General features: G+C 70.6%; 18 protein-coding genes, 2 tRNA genes, 1 pseudogene and 1 riboswitch. Of the genes and pseudogenes, 8 read left to right on the top strand and 13 right to left on the bottom strand.

Features of this window, described 5'->3' with window-relative positions:
• Positions 1-81 precede the first annotated feature (81 nt).
• Positions 82-1350: an L-2-hydroxyglutarate oxidase gene (gene lhgO, locus C4J65_RS17685; RefSeq protein WP_162833225.1), complete on the top strand. Its 1269-nt coding sequence runs from the start codon at positions 82-84 to the stop codon at positions 1348-1350.
• Here lhgO and C4J65_RS17680 read toward each other — a convergent pair.
• A complete protein-coding gene (locus C4J65_RS17680) occupies positions 1347-1757 on the bottom strand; it encodes a Dabb family protein (RefSeq protein WP_115743270.1) in 411 nt (136 codons plus the stop codon). The two genes, lhgO and C4J65_RS17680, sit on opposite strands and share 4 nt — an antisense overlap.
• A gap of 112 nt (positions 1758-1869) precedes the next feature.
• On the opposite strand from C4J65_RS17680, the gene trmB reads away from it, so the two are divergent.
• Positions 1870-2685, top strand: a complete 816-nt coding sequence (trmB, locus tag C4J65_RS17675) for a tRNA (guanosine(46)-N7)-methyltransferase TrmB (protein WP_115743269.1) — start codon at positions 1870-1872, stop codon at positions 2683-2685.
• A gap of 9 nt (positions 2686-2694) precedes the next feature.
• The gene (locus tag C4J65_RS17670) at positions 2695-4125 is read left to right on the top strand and encodes a PrsW family intramembrane metalloprotease (RefSeq protein WP_115743268.1); all 1431 of its coding nucleotides are present in this window, start codon (positions 2695-2697) and stop codon (positions 4123-4125) included.
• Between the two features lie 24 nt (positions 4126-4149).
• Here the strand turns inward: C4J65_RS17670 and C4J65_RS17665 are convergent, their stop codons facing one another.
• From C4J65_RS17665 to C4J65_RS17635, 7 genes are all read right to left on the bottom strand, one after another.
• Complete coding sequence (locus C4J65_RS17665; RefSeq protein WP_115743267.1) at positions 4150-5094, bottom strand: aldo/keto reductase; 945 nt, start codon at positions 5092-5094, stop codon at positions 4150-4152.
• Between the two features lie 136 nt (positions 5095-5230).
• Complete coding sequence (locus C4J65_RS17660; protein WP_115743266.1) at positions 5231-6274, bottom strand: M23 family metallopeptidase; 1044 nt, start codon at positions 6272-6274, stop codon at positions 5231-5233.
• 11 nt (positions 6275-6285) lie between these two features.
• A riboswitch (cyclic di-AMP (ydaO/yuaA leader) is annotated at positions 6286-6441 on the bottom strand.
• Between the two features lie 224 nt (positions 6442-6665).
• On the bottom strand, positions 6666-7892 hold the full coding sequence (locus C4J65_RS17655; RefSeq protein ID WP_162833224.1) for a PP2C family protein-serine/threonine phosphatase: 1227 nt from the start codon (positions 7890-7892) through the stop codon (positions 6666-6668).
• Between the two features lie 185 nt (positions 7893-8077).
• Positions 8078-8151: transfer RNA gene (locus C4J65_RS17650), tRNA-Met, on the bottom strand.
• Positions 8152-8221: 70 nt separating this feature from the next.
• On the bottom strand, positions 8222-9352 hold the full coding sequence (locus tag C4J65_RS17645; protein ID WP_115743264.1) for a dihydrofolate reductase family protein: 1131 nt from the start codon (positions 9350-9352) through the stop codon (positions 8222-8224).
• Between the two features lie 68 nt (positions 9353-9420).
• Positions 9421-9720 (bottom strand): hypothetical protein, encoded by a 300-nt coding sequence (locus C4J65_RS17640; RefSeq protein WP_115743263.1) that lies wholly within the window; start codon positions 9718-9720, stop codon positions 9421-9423.
• The gene (locus C4J65_RS17635; RefSeq protein WP_115743262.1) at positions 9720-10046 is read right to left on the bottom strand and encodes a hypothetical protein; all 327 of its coding nucleotides are present in this window, start codon (positions 10044-10046) and stop codon (positions 9720-9722) included. Before C4J65_RS17635 ends, C4J65_RS17640 begins: the two co-directional genes overlap by 1 nt.
• Before the next feature lie 202 nt (positions 10047-10248).
• On the opposite strand from C4J65_RS17635, the gene C4J65_RS17630 reads away from it, so the two are divergent.
• Together C4J65_RS17630 and C4J65_RS37055 are read left to right on the top strand one after the other, a co-directional pair.
• Positions 10249-10503: a GntR family transcriptional regulator gene (locus C4J65_RS17630; RefSeq protein WP_115743261.1), complete on the top strand. Its 255-nt coding sequence runs from the start codon at positions 10249-10251 to the stop codon at positions 10501-10503.
• Positions 10504-10549: 46 nt separating this feature from the next.
• On the top strand, positions 10550-11509 hold the full coding sequence (locus C4J65_RS37055; RefSeq protein ID WP_115743260.1) for a MerR family transcriptional regulator: 960 nt from the start codon (positions 10550-10552) through the stop codon (positions 11507-11509).
• On the opposite strand, the gene C4J65_RS17620 is transcribed toward C4J65_RS37055, so the two are convergent.
• From C4J65_RS17620 to C4J65_RS17595, 4 genes and pseudogenes are all read right to left on the bottom strand, one after another.
• The gene (locus C4J65_RS17620) at positions 11490-11873 is read right to left on the bottom strand and encodes a hypothetical protein (protein WP_115743259.1); all 384 of its coding nucleotides are present in this window, start codon (positions 11871-11873) and stop codon (positions 11490-11492) included. The two genes, C4J65_RS37055 and C4J65_RS17620, sit on opposite strands and share 20 nt — an antisense overlap.
• Positions 11874-12341: 468 nt before the next feature.
• Positions 12342-12770: pseudogene (locus tag C4J65_RS17610) on the bottom strand (TetR-like C-terminal domain-containing protein); the annotation flags it as partial.
• A gap of 261 nt (positions 12771-13031) precedes the next feature.
• Positions 13032-14879, bottom strand: coding sequence for a PQQ-binding-like beta-propeller repeat protein (locus tag C4J65_RS17600; protein ID WP_115743258.1), 1848 nt, complete (start codon positions 14877-14879; stop codon positions 13032-13034).
• On the bottom strand, positions 14876-15295 hold the full coding sequence (locus tag C4J65_RS17595) for a hypothetical protein (RefSeq protein ID WP_115743257.1): 420 nt from the start codon (positions 15293-15295) through the stop codon (positions 14876-14878). The genes C4J65_RS17600 and C4J65_RS17595 overlap by 4 nt, the downstream gene beginning before the upstream one ends.
• A gap of 928 nt (positions 15296-16223) precedes the next feature.
• On the opposite strand from C4J65_RS17595, the gene C4J65_RS17590 reads away from it, so the two are divergent.
• From C4J65_RS17590 to C4J65_RS17580, 3 genes are all read left to right on the top strand, one after another.
• Positions 16224-16520, top strand: a complete 297-nt coding sequence (locus C4J65_RS17590; RefSeq protein WP_115743256.1) for a hypothetical protein — start codon at positions 16224-16226, stop codon at positions 16518-16520.
• 102 nt (positions 16521-16622) lie between these two features.
• Positions 16623-17279 carry a hypothetical protein gene (locus tag C4J65_RS17585; protein WP_240330449.1) on the top strand — a complete coding sequence of 219 codons (657 nt, stop codon included), beginning with the start codon at positions 16623-16625 and terminating at the stop codon, positions 17277-17279.
• 317 nt (positions 17280-17596) lie between these two features.
• Entirely contained in the window at positions 17597-17764 is a 168-nt protein-coding gene (locus C4J65_RS17580) for a hypothetical protein (RefSeq protein ID WP_162833223.1), read from the top strand.
• 154 nt (positions 17765-17918) lie between these two features.
• On the opposite strand, the gene C4J65_RS17575 is transcribed toward C4J65_RS17580, so the two are convergent.
• Positions 17919-17991 (bottom strand) — tRNA-Lys (locus C4J65_RS17575).
• Positions 17992-18066 lie beyond the last annotated feature (75 nt).

Below are 18066 nucleotides of genomic sequence, written 5' to 3'. Positions count from 1 at the left end.
CGCCCGATCGTCCGCCCCTCCCGGGTTTGAGGGCATTGTCAGTGGCGCAGTGCACTATCGAAGCGGGAGGTGGGCCGGGAAATGGAAGAAGTGCGGACCGGGCTCGTTCGGAGCATCGCGTACGACTGCGACGTGCTGGTGATCGGCGGCGGGATCGTCGGCCTGTCCACGGCGTACGCGATCACCCGCGCCGCCCCGGGCACCCGGGTCACGGTCCTGGAGAAGGAGCCGGGCCCCGCCCGCCACCAGACGGGCCGCAACAGCGGCGTGATCCACAGCGGTGTCTACTACCGCCCCGGCTCCCTCAAGGCGCGCTACGCGGTCCGGGGCGCCGCCGAGATGGTCAAGTTCTGCGCCGAGTACGGCATCGCCCACGCCGTCACCGGCAAGCTGATCGTCGCCACCGACCGCGCCGAGCTGCCCCGCCTGCACGCCCTCGTGCAGCGCGGCCGGGAGAACGGCATACCGGTGCGCGAGCTGAGCGGCGCCCAGATCCAGGAGTACGAGCCCGAGGTGCGCGGCCTCGCCGCCATACACGTCGGCACCACCGGAATCTGCGACTACGGCGCCGTGGCCCGGCAGCTCGCCCGGGCGTCCGGGGCGGAGATCCGCTACGGCGCCGAGGTGCACCGCGTCGACCGGCGCCCCGGCCTGGGCGTCGCCGTCCGCACCCGCACCGGGGACGTGCTCCGGGCCCGGGCCCTGGTCAACTGCGGCGGGCTGCACTGCGACGAGATCGCGCGGCTGACCGGGGACGACCCGGGCATGCGGATCGTCCCGTTCCGGGGCGAGTACTACGAGCTGGCGCGGCCGGAGCTGGTGCGGGGACTGGTGTATCCGGTGCCGGACCCTGCGTTCCCGTTCCTCGGCGTGCATCTGACCCGGGGGATCGACGGCGGCGTGCACGTCGGACCGAACGCGGTTCCGGCGCTGGCCCGCGAGGGATACGGCTGGGGCGTGGTGCGCCCCCGCGAGCTGGGCGGAACCCTTGCCTGGCCGGGTTCGTGGCACATGGCCCGGCGGCACTGGAGATACGGGGCGGGCGAGCTGCGGCGGTCGCTGTCCAGGAGCGCCTTCACGGCCGCGGTCCGCAGACTGCTGCCGGCGGTGACGGAGGACGACCTGGTCGCGGCGCCCGCCGGGGTCCGGGCGCAGGCGGTGCTCGCGGACGGCACGCTGGTGGACGACTTCCTGATCAAGGAGGGCGCCCACGCGGTGCACGTCCTGAACGCGCCGTCGCCCGCGGCGACCGCGTCCCTGCCCATCGGCCGGGAGGTGGCCCGCAGGGCGCTGGCGATGCTGGCGGACCAGGGACCACCCGGCCGCCCGGCCACCCGGCGGCCCGGCTAGCCGCGCCCGGGCGCGCTGCTGCCCTCGTACGAACCGAGGCCCTCGATCAGGGCGACGAGGGCCGGGTCCCCCGCGAAGCGCTCGGCGTGGATCCGCCGGATGCGGTCACCCGTGGCCGGATCCTCGTCGTCGGTCAGGTCGTGGGAGACCATGTGCCGCACCAGCGGCAGCCCGATCTCGTCGACCCGCCGGTGCAGCGGCGCGTGCATGTACGCCCGGTAGCCCTCGATGTCCTCGACGGCGAACATCGCTCCGTAGTCGAAGTCGCCGCCCACGTCGCGCCCGACCGTCCAGTACGCGACGGCATCGATCTCGCGCCCCATCCTGCGGAGCATCTCGAGCGCCTCCTCGACCTTGTCCTGGGGGGCGTCGGGGCGCATGGCCAGGCGGATCTGGTGGTGAATCACAGAGTCTCTCCCCACGGATACAACTGCCGTTTCAGTCAATCGCTTACGTTATAGACTCTAACTACTTCGACAGGCAGTCGCAACCACGGGCGCGGTCTAAAATCGACGCATTGTGTCTGACTCCCACCACACCTCCGATGCCGCACCCGCTTCCCTGCGGCACGTCCGTGCCAAGGGCGAGCCCCGCTTCCCCGACGGGCCCAAGGCCGATCCCGCCGGGTCGCACTTCGAGCGGCGGATCCGCAGCTTCCAGCCCCGGCGGAGCCGGGTGACCGCCGGGCAGGCGGACGCGCTGCAGCGGCTGTGGCCCCGGTGGGGACTGGACATCGACGGTCAGCGGATCGTCGACCTCGCCGAACTCTTCGGCAACGCCCGGCCCGTCGTCCTGGAGGTCGGCTTCGGCATGGGCGAGGCCACCGCCCGGATGGCCGCCGCCGACCCGGACACCAACATCCTCGCCGCCGACGTCCACACCCCCGGCCAGGGCAACCTGCTCGGCCTGGCGGAGCGGCAGGAGCTGTCCAACATCCGGGTGGCCAACGGCGACGCGATCATCCTGCTGCGCGAGATGCTCGCCCCCGACTCGCTCGCCGGGCTGCGCGTCTACTTCCCCGACCCGTGGCCGAAGAAGCGGCACCACAAGCGCCGGCTGATCCAGCCGGAGTTCCTGACCCTGGCCGCGGCCCGGCTCGCTCCGGGGGCCGTGCTGCACTGCGCCACCGACTGGGAGCCGTACGCCGAGGAGATGCTCGACGTGCTGACCGCGCACCCCGGCTTCGAGAACACCGTGCCCGACGGCGGATTCGCGCCACGCCCCGAGCACCGGCCCCTGACCCGTTTCGAGGGCCAGGGACTGGACAAGGGACATGTGGTGAACGACCTGCTCTTCCGCCGCGTACCGCACAAGGAGCTGCCCCCCACCGGTTAGGGTCCTGCCGTGGCCACCTGTCCCCCGTATCCGACCCGTGCGCACCGGCATACGCACTGGTGGCAGCGGACCTGGGTCCGTTACGGCGCGCTGATCACCCTGCTCGCGCTCTCCGGCCTGGTGATCCTGGCCCTGGTGCGGGAACAGACGGGCACGCAGGGGTTCCTGGTGGGGCTGGGCCTGGCGGTGCTGCCGGTGCCGCTGCTCATAGCCGCGTTCCGCTGGCTGGACCGGGTGGACCCCGGCCCCTGGCGGAACCTGCTCTTCTGCTTCGCCTGGGGGGCCTGCGCGGCGGCGCTGATAGCGATCGTCGCCAACAGCTTCGCGACCCGCTGGATAGCCACCGCGACCGCCGACCCGGCGAGCGCGGACACCCTGGGCGCCACGGTCATAGCCCCGGTCGTCGAGGAGTCCGCCAAAGCGGCCGCCGTCCTCCTCGTCTTCCTCTTCCGCAGGCGGGACTTCACCGGCATCGTCGACGGCGTGGTCGTCGCCGGGGTCACCGCCACCGGTTTCGCCTTCACCGAGAACATCCTCTACCTGGGTACCGCCTTCGGCACCGACCAGCTCACCGGCGACAGCGGCATCGCCTCCGTCACCGCGGCGACCTTCTTCGTGCGGGTCGTGATGTCGCCGTTCGCGCACCCGCTGTTCACCGTGCTCACCGGCATCGGCTTCGGCGTCGCCGCGCTCTCGACGGGCCGGCACCACCTGCGCCGGGCCCTGCTCCCCCTGGCCGGACTGCTGCTCGCGATGGGCATGCACGCACTGTGGAACGGCTCGGCCGCGTTCGGCGAGTACGGCTTCTTCGCCGTGTACGCGGCGTTCATGGTGCCGTCCTTCGGCCTGCTGACCTGGCTGGTGATCTGGACCCGGCAGCGCGAACTGGGCACCGTGCGGGCCGAGCTGCCCGCGTACGTCGTGGCCGGCTGGCTCACGCCCGCGGAGCCGTACGCGCTCGGCTCGATGCGGGCCCGCCGCATCGCCCGGCAGTACGCCCGCCGGCACGCCGGGAAGGAAGGGGCGCGGGCGGTGGCGCGGTACGAGGCCTGCGCGACCTCGGTGGCGTTCCTGCGGCAGCGGGGCCGCCGGGGCCGGGCGGGCGCCGACTTCGCCGTACGGGAGCGGGCACTGCTGGACGCCCTGTGGCACCTGCGGGACCTCGCCCGCCCGGCCCTGGACCACGCGGCCCGGGCCACGGCACCGCCGCCGCCCGTGCCGCAGCCGGTGCCGCCGTGGGCGTATCCGTACGGCGGGACGCACGGCGCGTACGGCCTCCGGACCGCGCCCACTCCCTACGCCCCGCAGGCCCCGTACGCCCCCCACGCCCTCTACGGGCCGCTCGGACCGCAGGCCCCGCACAACCCGTACGCGCCGCCACACACCCCGTATGCGCCGCCGTACACCCCGTACGCGCCACCCGGCCCCCACCGCCCGTAGGTCCGCGACGCGAGGACCGTCCGCTCAGGCGGACGCCCGGGTCAGCCGGCCGACCTCGTCCTCCGTCAGGCTCAGCTCGGCCACGCCCAGCAGCGCCGGCAGCTGCTCCACCGTGCGCGCGGACGCGATCGGCGCCGCCACCGTCGGCCGGGCGGCCAGCCAGGCGAGGGCGACCGTGGCGACGGGGGCGTCGTGGGCCTCGGCGATCTCGTCCAGGGCGGCCAGCACCCGGCGGCCCCGCTCGGTCTTAAGGTGCTTGGCCGCACCGCCCGCCCGCGGGCTGTCCACCTCCGTGCCGGGCCGGTACTTGCCGGTGAGGAAGCCGGCCGCGAGGGCGTAGTACGGCACGGCGGCGAGCCCCGCCCGCTCGGCGAGGTCGCGCAGCTCGCCCTCGTACGTGTCGCGGGAGACCAGGTTGTAGTGCGGCTGGAGGGCGACGTACCGGGCGAGGCCCTCGCGGTCGGAGAACTCCAGGGACGCGGCGAGCCGCTCGGCGGAGATGTTGGAGGCGGCGATGTGCCGCACCTTGCCGGCCTTCACCAGTTCGTCGAGCGCGCCGACGATCTCCTCGACCGGCACCTCGGGCTTGTCGAAGTGGGTGTAGTACAGGTCGATGTGGTCGGTGCCCAGGCGGCGCAGCGAGGCGTCGGCCGCGGCCCTGATGTTCGCGGCGGACAGGCCCGGGTACTCGGGGTGCTGGCTGACCTTGGTGGCGAGGACGACGTCGTCACGGTTGCCGCGGGCCGCGAACCACTCGCCCAGGACGGTCTCGGACTCACCGCCGCTGTTGCCGTCGACCCACGCCGAGTAGGAGTCGGCGGTGTCGACGAAGTTGCCGCCGGCCGCCGTGTAGGCGTCCAGGACGGCGAAGGACCGGTCTCGGTCGGCGGTCCAGCCGAAGACGTTGCCGCCCAGGGCCAGGGGGAAGACCTCGAGGTCGGAGGAGCCGAGCTTGCGCAGAGAAGTCATGTAGGGACTCAACGACCGCGCCGGAGCGGGCGATTCCGGCAGGCACGCAAAATCCCCGCAAACCGGCAGCCCTGACGTCGGGGGGTCGCCGTCAGGACCGCCGGGGATCGGCGGGGCGCGTCGTGGGCGGGGTGGCTCAGGGGGTGAGGCCCTTGCTCTGCAGCCAGGCCATCGGATCGATGCCGGTGCCGCCGTCGGTGTGCACCTCGAGGTGGAGGTGGGCGCCGGTGACGTTGCCGGTGGCGCCGACACGGCCGATGACGTCGCCGGTGGTGACCTGCTGGCCGACGCTGACGTTGATGGAGGACTGGTGCGCGTACCAGAGCTCGGTGCCGTCGTCGAGGGTGAGCACCGTCTTGTAGCCGTACGACCCGTCCCAGCCGGCCGACGTGATGGTGCCGCTGTGCACCGCCTTGAGCAGCGTGCCCGTGGGGGCGGCGAAGTCGAGGCCGGTGTGGTGGCCGGAGGACCAGAGGGAGCCGGCCTGGTTGAACGTGGAGGAGATCGTGTACGAGGAGGTCGGCAGCGTGAACTGCTTGGCCAGCTTCGCGAGCCGCTCGGCCTCGGCCTTCTTCGCGGCCTCCTCCTCCGCCTTCTTCTTGGCGGCGGCGGCCTTCTCCTCGGCCTCCTTCTCCGCCTTGGCGGCGGCTTCCGCGGCCTTCTTCTCGGCCGCGGCGGCGGCTTCGGCGGCGGCCTTGGTCTCGACCTGCGCCTGCTGCTGCTCGGCCTGCGCCATGATCCGGGCCCGCAGCGACTCACCAGCGCCGGTGGTGCCGGTCTTCTCCGCGCTGTCGGCGGCGACGGCCTGGGTGATGCCGCTGAGCGGGGTGGCGGAACCCTCGGGCTCCGACTTCTCGTCGTCGCCGGGGAGGAGCGAGCCGACGTTCGGCAGGTCCGGCATGGAGATGGACACCGGCGGCTTGCCGGTCTGCGCGCTGGCCATGCCGCCCGCTCCGACGGCGGCTATGACACCGACGCCGAGGACGGTGGAGCTGCGGGCGAGTCCGCCGCGCTGCTTGGCCACGCGGTGCCGGCCGCGTACGGGGCGGATGGATTCCGCGGTGGGATTCCACTCCTCCCAGGGGCCCTCTTCGGTGCGGTAGCCGTCGTAGCCGAAGGTGTCGGTGCCGTGCCCACTGGGCGCGGACGGGGCCTCGGGGGCAGGCCGGTTGGACGCCACGTGGGCGTACTCCTTTCCTTCCTTTCGCCTACCGGGTTAGCTGACGGGTTCGGAGCAGGAAGGTCTCCTACGGGTGTCTGCCGACCGTTTTCCACGGCGGCATACGCCCGATTCACCCCAATGTGGTGGTTCCCCGGTTCCCTTGCGGGATTCGGCGCGTGCGCACGGAGCCGCCTTCTGTGACGGCTGGGACGACCGCGCTGCGTTATCGAACGTTAATAGACGCGAGGCTCCGATTCCAAGCCGTTCCTCTTGATCATTACCGAATACGGCCGGGACGTACGCCTCACGACCGGTGAAAACCGGGCGAGTTGACCCGGCCTCGGTATTCCCTCTCGCGCCAGTTTCTTCTGACGGTGTATCAGTTGTTATGCGGAGGGGGGTCGCGCTGTCACGGCTCGTGACAATGATCATGATCACCGCGCCGGGGGCGCCGGACGGCGAGCAGTGCCATGTCGTCCGCCATGCCGCCCCCGGAGTGCCGGCGCACGTCCTCGGCGAGGGTGGCGAGCAGGGTCGCCGGATGCGGGAAGACGCGGCCGGTCAGCCGCGCCTGCGGATCGTAGAACTCGCCCTTCGCGTCCCGGGCTTCGGTCAGCCCGTCGGTGTAGAGCAGCAGTGTGGCCCCGCCGGGGAAGGGGGCCTCCTCCGCCCGGTCGGGCCACACTCCCAGCTCGCCCATGCCGAGCGGCAGCGCCGACTCGTGGGCGGGCAGCGGGCCGAGGGTGCCGTCGCCGTAGAGCAGCAGGGGCGGCGGATGGCCGCGGTTGACGATGCGGACGGTGCCGCCGCCGTGCGGGAGTTCGGCGAGGACGGCGGTGGTGAAGCCCTCGAAGGCGTCCAGTCCGTCGCGTCGGGTGCCCTCGCGCGCCAGCGCCCGCTCCAGGCGCTGTGCCACCGCCTCCAGCGTCGCCTCCTGCTCGGCCGCCTCCCGGAACGCGCCGATCACGACGGCGACGGCGGCCACCGCACCCATGCCCTTGCCGCGCACGTCCCCGACGATGAGCCGGACGCCGCGGGCGCTGTCCTGCACCGCGTACAGGTCGCCGCCGATGAAGGCGTCGGCCTGCGCGGCCTCGTAGCAGACGGCGATCTCGAAGCCCGCGATCCGCTCGGCGGGTTCGGGCAGGACGGCGCGCTGGGCGGCCTCGGCGATCTCACGGACGGAGACGAGGCGCTCGCTGCTGCGGCGGACCATGCCGTTCACGAGGACGGCGAGTACGGCGACCGTGGCGATGGTGATCAGCTCGGTGAGGGAGTCGACGTAGTGGATGACGCCCTTGCCGAGCTGCAGCCCGATGACCGCGGCGACCACGGCGACGCCGGTGAGCGCCGTGCCGCGCCGCGAGTAGAGCGGGGCGGCGATCAGGGGCGCGGCCGTGTAGAGGGGCCCGGCGGTGAAGTATCTCGGGGTGAAGATGTCGTACAGGATGGCGACGACGATCAGCAGCACGGGGAGCGCGTGCACGAAGGCCCGCCCGTACCCGGTCCGCCGGGCTGGCGGTGGCCCGGAGGGCGGCACGGGCAGCGCCTCGTCGCCGAGCCCGAGACCCGGGTCGGGTACGGGATCGCCGGGGAGCCGGCCACCGGCTCTGGCGGCCGCTCCCTCGTCGTCCACGTCACCTGGCCGCACCACTCGTCTCCCGCCGCCCCGCGCGTCCGCGCCGCTTGCCGTCCCGCACTCCAGGGTTCCGGGGGCGGGGACGGGCGGCGAGCGGTGAGGGGCCGACCGGATGACACGGGGCACCTGCGGAAACGCACCGAGGGCCGGAACCCTTTCGGATTCCGGCCCTCGGCCTTCAGTAGCGGGGACAGGATTTGAACCTGCGACCTCTGGGTTATGAGCCCAGCGAGCTACCGAGCTGCTCCACCCCGCGTCGTTGTGTTCACCACTGTACGTCATCCCGGGGGCGGAATGCACATCGGTATCTCCGCGCCCCGCTCTCCCTACCCCTCCAGGTGACGGTTGGGTGCCTTCGCCCGCTGCGCGTACTCGGCCAGTACGACGACGGCGGCACCCGCGGCGGTGAGCACCCCGCTGCCGTCCGCTCCCGCCACGAAGGTGTCCGGCTCCCGCCAGGCCGTGACGACCCGGCGCACCCCCGCGTCGAGGATCAGCCGGGCGCACGGGGCGGGCCGGGAGGCCCGGCGGGCACAGGGCTCCAGGCTGCTGTAGACGGTGGCGCGGGCGAGCCGCGGGTCTTCCGGGTCCACCTTGGCGAGCGCGGCCTCCTCGGCGTGCACGACCGGATCACCGCCCTCCCGCGAGTATCCCCGTGCCAGCTCGCTCCCGTCGGCGGCGACGACGACCGCCCCCACGCTGAACGCGGTGTCCGACGGCGGACACAGCTCGGCCAGCTCGCAGGCGAGCCGCAGCCAGTGCCGGTCGGCGGCGGCGACGCGGTCACCGGTGCCGGGTGCGGTCGGCAGGTACCGCATCAGCACCACGTCCTCGATCCGCCGCGTCCCGATCAGCCGCAGCCGCCCGCCCTGGTAGGCACCGGGCCCGAACAGCCGGGGTGCGGCCGGGTCCCCGACCAGCAGCGGCGCGAGAACGAGCTGCAGCTCGTCGGCGAGTTCCTGCTGGAGCAACTGGGTGTGGACGGTCCCGCCCCCTTCCACCATGAGCCGCCGCACGCCCCGCCGGTCGTGCAGGTACTCCAACGCCGCCCGCCAGTCGAGGTCCGGCCCCAGGGACACCACGTCGGCACCGATCCCGAGCGCGCGGGCCCGCCGGGCACCGTCGTCCGTGGTCAGCAGCACCTTGTCCCCGCCCGTGTGCCAGAACCGCGCCGCCGGGTCCAGCTCGCCGCCGCCGCTGACGGTGACCTTGATCGGGTACTCCGCCCTGCCGTCCGCGACCCGGGCCGCCCGCCGCTCGGCCGAGTTCACCAGCAGCCGCGGATTGTCGGCCCGGATCGTCCCGGCCCCGACCAGGATCGCGTCCACGGAGGCCCGCACCTCGTCGACCCGGTCGAAGTCGGCGGGGCTGGAGAGCAGCAGCCGTTCGGGGCCGGTGTCGTCCAGGTATCCGTCGAGGGAGACGGCGGCGGAGAGGAGGACGTGGGGGAGGGGCATGGGTGGCACTCCGGGAGGCAGACGGGCGGCGGGTTCCGGCGGGCACACACTAGGCGCCGCGCCCGTTCCTACGGTTCACCGTGGTCCGTGGACAGGCGCCGCCCCCTCGACTCCGCCACCCGCAGCGCGTCCGCGAGGCACTCGGTCAGACGGATCGCGGTGTAGCGGACCTCCGCGTTCGGGGACACCGGGTCGTCCAGGACACCGCGCGCCGTGCGGAGGACGTCCAGCCCCTCGGCGAGCTGCCGGACCTCCGTCTCGTCGGCGAGCCGGGACACGTACCCGCTGCCGTCGCCGGGTGCGAGGAAGCAGGGCTTGCCCTCGGCCGACAGCCAGGGCAGCAGCCGTAGCGCGGTGTGCGGTGTCATCACGCGGCCGCCTTCCGCGCGCCGACGACGTGCTGGTCCAGGTCGATGCCGAAGTCGGCGGCGAGCACGAGGGCGAGGCGGCGGTGCCGTTGGCGGTCTCGTTCCTGGTCGTGGGCGGCGAGGTAGGGGCGGACGAGGCGGGAGGCGGCGCCGTCGAGGGGGAGGTGACGGCAGTACGGGGAGTGGTGAAGGGGGAGGCTCGCGGGGACGGTGGGGCGAGGGGTGGTCCGGGCTCGGTGGCGCGGGGCGCCCGCGCGGTGCGTTCCGGTGCCGGGACCGAGGAGAAGGGTCAGCCAATGGGCGATGCGGTGGATAAGGTCGGGCATGTCGACGCTCCTTGCGTAAGCGTTGGCCGTGCCCCGGGAGGTCTAGCCACCTCGCCGGGGTCTTGTGTGGATCAACGTACGGGCGGGGCATAGCCCTCTGCATACAAGTGCAGAGGAATCCACTCGTACGTGTAGGTCGGCGGATGCATACGTTGGACATGTGAGCGATACAGAACCCGAGCCCTCGACCTCCCTGGACCCGATGAGCGCGCGGCCGCTCTACGTGCAACTCGCCGACGTCATCACGAAGAAGATCGAGTCGGGAGCGCTGGCGCCGGACAGGCCCATCCCGTCGGAGAACCATCTCGCCGACGAGTACGGCGTGGCGCGACTCACCGCGCGCCGGGCCGCGCAGGAGCTCCGCGAACGGGGGCTCATCGTCACCGTGCGCGGCAAGGGGTCGTTCGTCGTGGAGCGGCCGCCCGCCGCCGACGACGAGGACCAGCCCTCCGGCTGACGCCCCGCCTTGACTCTCCAGTGGCTGGAGACCGCAGGGTGGGCTCATGAACGGCGCGACGCCCCCGCACTCGATCGGTGAACTGTCGGCCCGTACCGGCGTGTCCGTACGGACGATCCGGTTCTACTCGGACACCGGACTGCTGCCTCCCACCGACCGCACCCCGGCCGGCTACCGCCGTTACGGCGAGGCGGCGCTGGACCGGCTCCACCTCATCTGCGTCCTGCGGGAGCTGGACGTCGATCTGAGCACGGTCCGCCGCGTCCTGGACGGTGGCCTGACCATCGCCGAGGTCGCCGCCGCGCACGCCGACGCCACCGCCCTCCAGATCCGCGCACTGCGGCTGCGGCACAGCGTGCTGCGGCTCGTTGCCCGGCGCGACGCCAGCCCCGAGGAGACAGTTCTCATGCACCGGATCGCCCGCCTCACCTCCGACGAACGACGGCGCCTGATCGGCGACTTCATCGCCGCCCTGGAGGCCGGCACGCCCCACGCCCGCGACGCCGCCGCCGCCCTGCGCACCGCCCTGCCCGAACTCCCCGACGAGCCCTCCGACGCCCAGCTCTCCGCCTGGGTGGAGCTGGCCGAACTCGTCGCCGACGACGACTTCCGCGAGCGCATGGCCCGTGCGGCCCTCCCGCCCGCCGACGAGGACCTGTTGCCGGGGGTGGCCCCCGAGGCGGTGGCGGACCTCATCCCCTTCGTGCGGCAGACCGTCGCCGAGGCCAGGGCGGCGGGCATCGACCCGGAGGGCGACGAGGCCGCCCCGGTCGTCGACGCCGTCGTGGCGCGCATCGCCGCCGTACTCGACCGCCCGGACGGCCCGGAGCTGCGGGAGTGGCTGGCCGGGCGGTTCGCGGCGGGGCACGACCCGCTGGTCGAGCGGTACTGGCGCCTGGTCTGGACCCTCAACGACTGGCAGGTCGTCCCCGGCCACCTGCCCTTCCAGCCCTGGATGGTCCAGGCCCTCCGCCGGCCCGGCCGGGTCAGCCCCAGTCGCCGTTGACCCACGCGAGCAGGCGGGCGCGCTTCTTGTAGGAGCAGGGGGCGTAGTCGGCACCGGCCGTGTCGTACGTCTGCGGGCCGCCCTGAAGGTCGTACCCGTAGTCGCTGGGGCCGTACTCGCCGTCCCGGTAGCCGTCCAGGTCGTCGGCCCAGTCGAGGAGGCCGAAGTCGATGTCGAGGTTGTCGAAGTACCGGCCGGGGTCGGCCGGTTCCACCGGCGCGGGACGGCCGTCCGCCCCGGCGGCGGGCCGGTCCTCGACGCAGCCGTCGGACCGCACCGGCTGGCCCAGCCACCACCCGGCCAGGAACACGGCGTACAGGGTGGTGACGACGCCGAGGCGGCGCAGGGTCATCCAGGCGGGCATCCCGCTCTACTCCCAGCCGCCGTCGAACCAGGCTCGGAGACGAGGGCGTTCGCCCATGTCGTTGGTGCAGGCGACGGCGTAGGAGGTGAAGGTCAGGGACATGACTTCAGGGGTCTGCACCGTGTGGGCGTCTGCGAGCGAGCTGCGACCCGGATACGCCGACGGCGGCGGAATCGGGCTGTACGCGGGCGCGGGCGTGGGAGACGGACCGGGGCGGTACCGCTCGGCTGCCCGGTCGAGGGCGGCCCGGTCGACGTGGCACTCGGGGGTCACGGGCTGCCCCAGGTACCAGCCCGCGACGAACACGCCGTAGACCACGGCGGCGGCGCCGAGACGGCGCGGGGTGACTCGGCGGGGCCGCAGGTCAACCAAGCTGCCATCGAGGGGAGTTGTGCCCATGCCGAGGACTCTACCCGTCGGTCCGAAGGGCCCCCGGTCCCGCGCCCTTTCCCCGGGGGACGGAGAAGGCGCCCGCTCCGGAAGCCGCGGGTCGGGATCGGCGCGCAGGAGTACCAGCTGGTGGTACAGCGGCGCCGTAGCGGCGATCAGCAGGCTGCGGGCGTCCAGATCCGTTGCGGCTCGCACGGCTGGTGCGGCCGGTGCGGGGAGTTCGCCCCGCTCGACGGCGCGCTCGACGAGGATCTCGCACTGGGCGTACCGGTCCACCCACAGTCACGTCTGGGCCCGCGCGGCCTGCTCTGAGTGGAACGACTCGGCCATCAGGGCGACGGCGAAGGACGGCCGTACGACGAGCGATTCCTCGGTGTCCGGCGGCTGCCCGTCCATCTCGCCGGCCGCGTCGATGACGTCGACGAGCAGCCCGCCCACGTCGCGCCGACGCCGGTAGACCGTGGTGCGGTGAACCCCCCAGATCACCGAACACGGCCGGACGATCATGTCGGGCACCGTCACGCAACTGGAAGAGGCCGCCGCACGGACGAACAGGACCCCAGCTCAGTCCTGCTGTGAGCCGGGGTCCGACGAGTAGGCCCTGTGGGACTCGAACCCACAACCAATGGATTAAAAGTCCTGGCCGAGATATAGGGGCGAGTCCGAGAGCCGCTTCGGAGTCCAGAACCATCAAGGCCAGAGCACGCTCACGTGATACTCGGGTTCGCGCCGAACCAGCCCGTGCCACTCCATCCGCTCACGCATCGCTCACGCGCGAAGCTTCGTAGGCAAGGCGCGCATATCCCCGTGGGAGTCTGTCAGGTATAGCCAGTCATTGGTACAGGCTGGGGCCCCTTGGCGGTCAGCACTCAGAAGCACGTCGTAAGAGCGGAGCTTTCGGCCGACGGGGAGTCTCCAAGCTGTCAACGTCGCCGCACGGTCAGCAGTGAAGAGAGTGTCGCCTACCGCAAACGGCCGGGTGAGAACACGCCCTTTGGTCTTCCGTTCCCATAGCCGGGCACCGCTCTTTGCATCGAGGGCGACAAGCCGGTTGTCCACATCACCGAACACCACCAATCCCCTCACCGCAGCCGGAGCGACAGCGAGGTTGGCGGCTGCATCGAACCGCCACAGCGGTTCACCGTTCGTCGGGTCGACGGCGACAATCCTCTGGCGAGAGAGATCGACCTCTTGGACCAAGTAGATGCCGGAGTCGGTGACGGCCCATTCTCCGGAAAGCGGCCTATCGGGCCGGTAAGACCAGTTTGGTTGGCCTGTGGCTTCCAGGACCGCCTGGACGCCCTTCTCCACGGAGACCGTAGTGTCACCCAGAGGCCGGGGCTCCTCAGTCATGACAATCACACTGCCTGCAGCCACTTCAGGAGGGCAGCAGACAGCTGGTTGCCCCAACCCTTGTGACCAGCGAACGCCATCGGACCGGACATCGATCGAGTGCAGGGAGCCGTCCGGGCTCGGTGCGTACAGAGTATCTGCGGAGATGCTTAGAAGACCGTCACAGACTTGCAGCCGGGCAGACCGACGGGGTTTCCCCGTTCGCAGATCGACGCTTCGCAGCAAGCTACCCGGGCCTGGGAAGTAGGCAGTGCCACTGTGGAAGACGGCGCTGCCAGGATAGTTCGTCTGAATCAGCGGGTACCGGCGGCGGGACTCGGCGTCGAACACGTGCAGGCTGTACTTTTCGTGCACTACCAAGGTGTCGTCGGACAGGACAGGCTGACGAGCGGAGCCCGAAGCGGCCGAAACCCGCCAGGGCACTACAGCTCGACGGGTGGGGGACGGGCCGGCAGTCCGACGGCTCGGCGTCTTCTTGCTGGTACGCGAAGACCGCTGCCGACGCTTTTTCTTCACCCTGGCCAGCGGTATGTCGTACTGCATCTCGCCACCCATCCGCGGCGTCTGTTTGACCCCCTCCAGGTGGAGCCGCTCAGAGGTGTACTTGAACAACTCCTGAAGGGTGACAAGACCATCGCCATTGAGGTCGGCGTCACCACTGCGCAAGCCTTCGACGATCGCTGAGGTGAAGCGCGAGAGTGCAGGCGTCTCCGCGGCGGAGTGATCCCCTTCCCAGGCTCGCTGCATCCGGGTGCCAGCAGTGACGATGACACGGCCATGGCCAGCCAGTACCTCTTCGAAGCCTGCCGATTCACTCCCCTTGGCGCCAGGAATGAACAATCCGCTGTAGCAGCAGTCCACCACCACGACAACGCTGCGGGCACGGCACTCATCCATCATGTCGTGGACGAAGCTCGCGGAGATCGCCGAGTGCGCGGGGCGCTCCGGATCGGTGTTCCGAACGGCAAAGTAGAGCTTGTCGCTGCGGTTTCTGACCCCGTGGCACGAGAAGTACAGCAGACAGACGTCATCCCGTCGCGCGGTGAGGAAGAACTCCTCGATCGCTCGCTCCAGCATGGACCGATCGGCGTCGACCAGTTGTTGGACCTCGAACTGGCCAATCTCTGGATCACGCAGAACCTCGGTCAATCCAGCGCAGTCCGCCTCCGGAGACAGCAGCTTGGAGAGTTCCGGGTGGTCGTATGTTCCCGTGCCGATGAGCAGAGCCCTACGGTGGCCATCGCCCAATGCCTGGGCGGTCATGAGGCCGAGGGCTGCGGCTGCACAGTGCCAGTCTCATCTTCGTCGGGTGCCCCGCCATGGGCCAGGAAGGCGTCGATCAGCCGTTCCCGCTCAACATCCGAAGAGTCACTCAACTCGATCGTGCGGCCGTCCAGTTCCACCTTGATGCCGCGAACTGGACGGTTCTGCAACCAAATCTCGGCAAACTTGAGCACCTGCCGTAGGACCAAAGGGGCGGCGGTGACAGCAACCGCTCCGGCAGCGATCACTTCACCACTCTTCGCCCCTGCCGGGACATCACCGCGGGAACGCGCCAACTGTACGTCTGTCACATCGAGTTCGAGGAGAGAGCGGCGCAGTTGGCTGCCCAAGCTGAGGAGTTCGTCGTCGTCGGTGTCTGAAAGCCCCATCAACTCCAGCCGTACGGTCTTACTCATTCCCCACGTCCCGCGATCTCTGCCTTGTGTCCAGAGCACCTTACTGGCAGTGACCGTGCAGCGGTGGGTTCTCCAGAGAATCGCCCCTCTACGCGTGGCTTCGCGCTGGCCGCCTACCGTCTTGGCCGTTGTTGAGCTGAGGACCTCGACGGCACGGCTAGTGCCGTCACGCTCCGCACCGCCACGGACAGCATCACCAACGGGATCACCATCCGCGTCACCTCAACCTGGATCAACGAGAACAGGAGCACTGGCATGCCTTCGGCACCCCGCAGGCCCGGCACAGAGCCAGGGGAAGGTCACCGCGAACAGTACGGCCCGGCCAGCGACGACACGGTCCCCTTCGATGTGGCGGTGTCCACCGACACCCCCGGGCACGGACGACATGGCCGGCATCGTCCAGAAGTCCCTCGGCCTCCTCGAGGTCTCCCCGGACTTCCAGGTGACCACCGCGACCCGCACCTACTCCCACGTGGAACGGATCAGACCCACCGCGTAGCGGCTGCCCCGCCTCTCTCTCCCCCCGCCGCACGGCTGGGGCCTTTCTCATGCGCGGAGGCCGCATGACCTGGTGTCTCGGCGCCACCCGGATGGCGCGGCGGCCAGAGTGGGACGCGCAGGCGGCCATCCGGACGACGCAGTCCATCGTGCACTCGCTGGGCGGCAGAAGCGCACCTGCGAGCACTGACGCGACCCCACCAACCCGCAGTCGCACTTCGGGCTCGACCACGAGAGTGGCCTCGCCCAGTTCAGCGGCCCGAGGCCCGCACCGACGCGAGGTGGTCCGCCGACGGGACGAGCGCAGTGTCTATCGAGACCGACAAGCAGGTCGAGCAGGCGCTTCGCTGTCCACCTATCATTAGAAAGTAGAGAAGAATAGGAGTACCTTCTGGTACCAGAACCTTCTGGTACCAGAGAGGGTGTGAGCATGAGAATCACAGAGGAAGCCCGCGGTCGGACAACCCGTACGACCGCTCCGTTGAAGGTCGATGCAGCCATAGACGAGCTGATCGCGGACGGCGCGCATTTTCTGGGGATGACTAAGAAGGACCTGGTCGCCGAAGCCGTCCGAACCTACTTGGAGATCCGCCGTGAGGAGGTTCGGGCCAGCATGTTGGAGAAGATGCGCAAGCTGGACGGATCCGTGGAATCGAGCGTCTCGCTGCTCACCGGACTGTCACCGGAGCGGATCAAGGAACTCGGCGGAGTAGGCGAGGACGACTGATCCGTGCGGCCCGCTCGACCTACCCTCCGCGCGCTCCGCGAGGACTTGAAACTACCGCTACCGTCAGCCCGGGAACCGCTCGACGAACTGGATCATCCGATCTTGTCCAAGGCCCGGGAACACTTCGCCGACGACGGGGCCGGCCATGAGCGCATCCGCTCGATCGATGATGAGGTCCTCTTCAAGGTCAAGGTCCAACGCTGGCGCGGAGCGGTCTGGACCGACGAGGATCTGCCCTGGCTAATCGCTGCCGGGCAACGCGAGGACGGTTCACCGGACGACTTCTACTCAGCCCTGGAGACGACCGCGAGGGCCGCACGAGCCCACTACAACGCCAACAGCCGCCAGCCTCTGAGCACCACGACGTACGTCGGGCGTCTCCTCCCTGACCAGAACGACCGTGATCGCTACCAACTCGAGGCCGGTGCCCGGCTCGTCCGCGATCTCGCTGCGGCTGTCCGGGAGCTGGCTCGTGGATCGCTGCACGACGGGCATGAACACGCCGCCGACTTTCCCGCTTTCCGCCTCGGCATCCTCGTACGCGCCGACGACGGCCATGAGACCTATGCTGCGGTGCGCATCACCGGCTCCGTACCCGACGACCTCATCGCGGTCATCCTGCGCCATGTCCCCGGCTGCGACCCCACCGCCTGGTACCCCGAGTACGCCCTCCCCAGCCGCCCCCTTCTTCCCGCCGAGCAAGCCTGGTCGACCCTCATGGACCCAAAGGCCGCGGCTGAACTCCTGAACGAAGACTGAGCCGGAGTCCTCCCCCCAAATGCCGGCCTGGGCCGATGACCACGGAACCAAGGAACGCGCTCATGCCGAATCCTGACAACTCGTCCCGGACAGTAACTGTCCCCACGTGCGACCACGGGCCCGTCACCGTCTGGGAGCCCGGCTGGTGTACCGGAAGCAAGACAGAGCATCAGCCCGGCGGCTACCGCGTCGACATCACGCACGCGAGCCCTGTCTACGAATTCACAGTCCCAACGAGCCGTGGCACGCCGGTGGTTCTGCGTGCGTGCTTCGAACAGCGCCCCTTCACCGAGCGCCCACCCGGTCACGTCCCCTTCATGAACGTCGAGATGGATGGCGACTGGCATCCGCACAGTTCCGACGATCTGCGCCGCCTGTCGGAGTCCCTCACGGCACAGGCGGATCGGCTCGGGGAGCTTGCCGACCGCCTCGACGGACTCACCAACGCCTTCGATGCCACAAAGGGGACCAAGCCTGGGCGGTGAACCCTAAGAAAGGACGTGGCAGCTGAACAGGTCACACTGCCCGTTGACTCACCCGCTCACGCAGACGGACTCACGCGTGGCGTGACCCCGGCCAGGAGGACTGGTCGGGGCCACGAAACCGCTGATCAGAGCCACAGAACGGCCCTGGCCTCGGTAGGCCCTGTGGGACTCGAACCCACAACCAATGGATTAAAAGTCCACTGCTCTGCCAATTGAGCTAAGGGCCCAGGCGGTGTGTCGCGCGGTGCTGCGTGATGTTGCCACACCGAGCATAGCCCGACGCGGCCGGGACGCCGATCGGG

This window comes from Streptomyces sp. CB09001 (assembly GCF_003369795.1).
Taxonomy (GTDB): Bacteria; Actinomycetota; Actinomycetes; order Streptomycetales; family Streptomycetaceae; genus Streptomyces.
The sequence above is the reverse complement of the archived record's forward strand: the minus strand, read 5'-3'. Positions and strand labels throughout refer to the sequence as shown.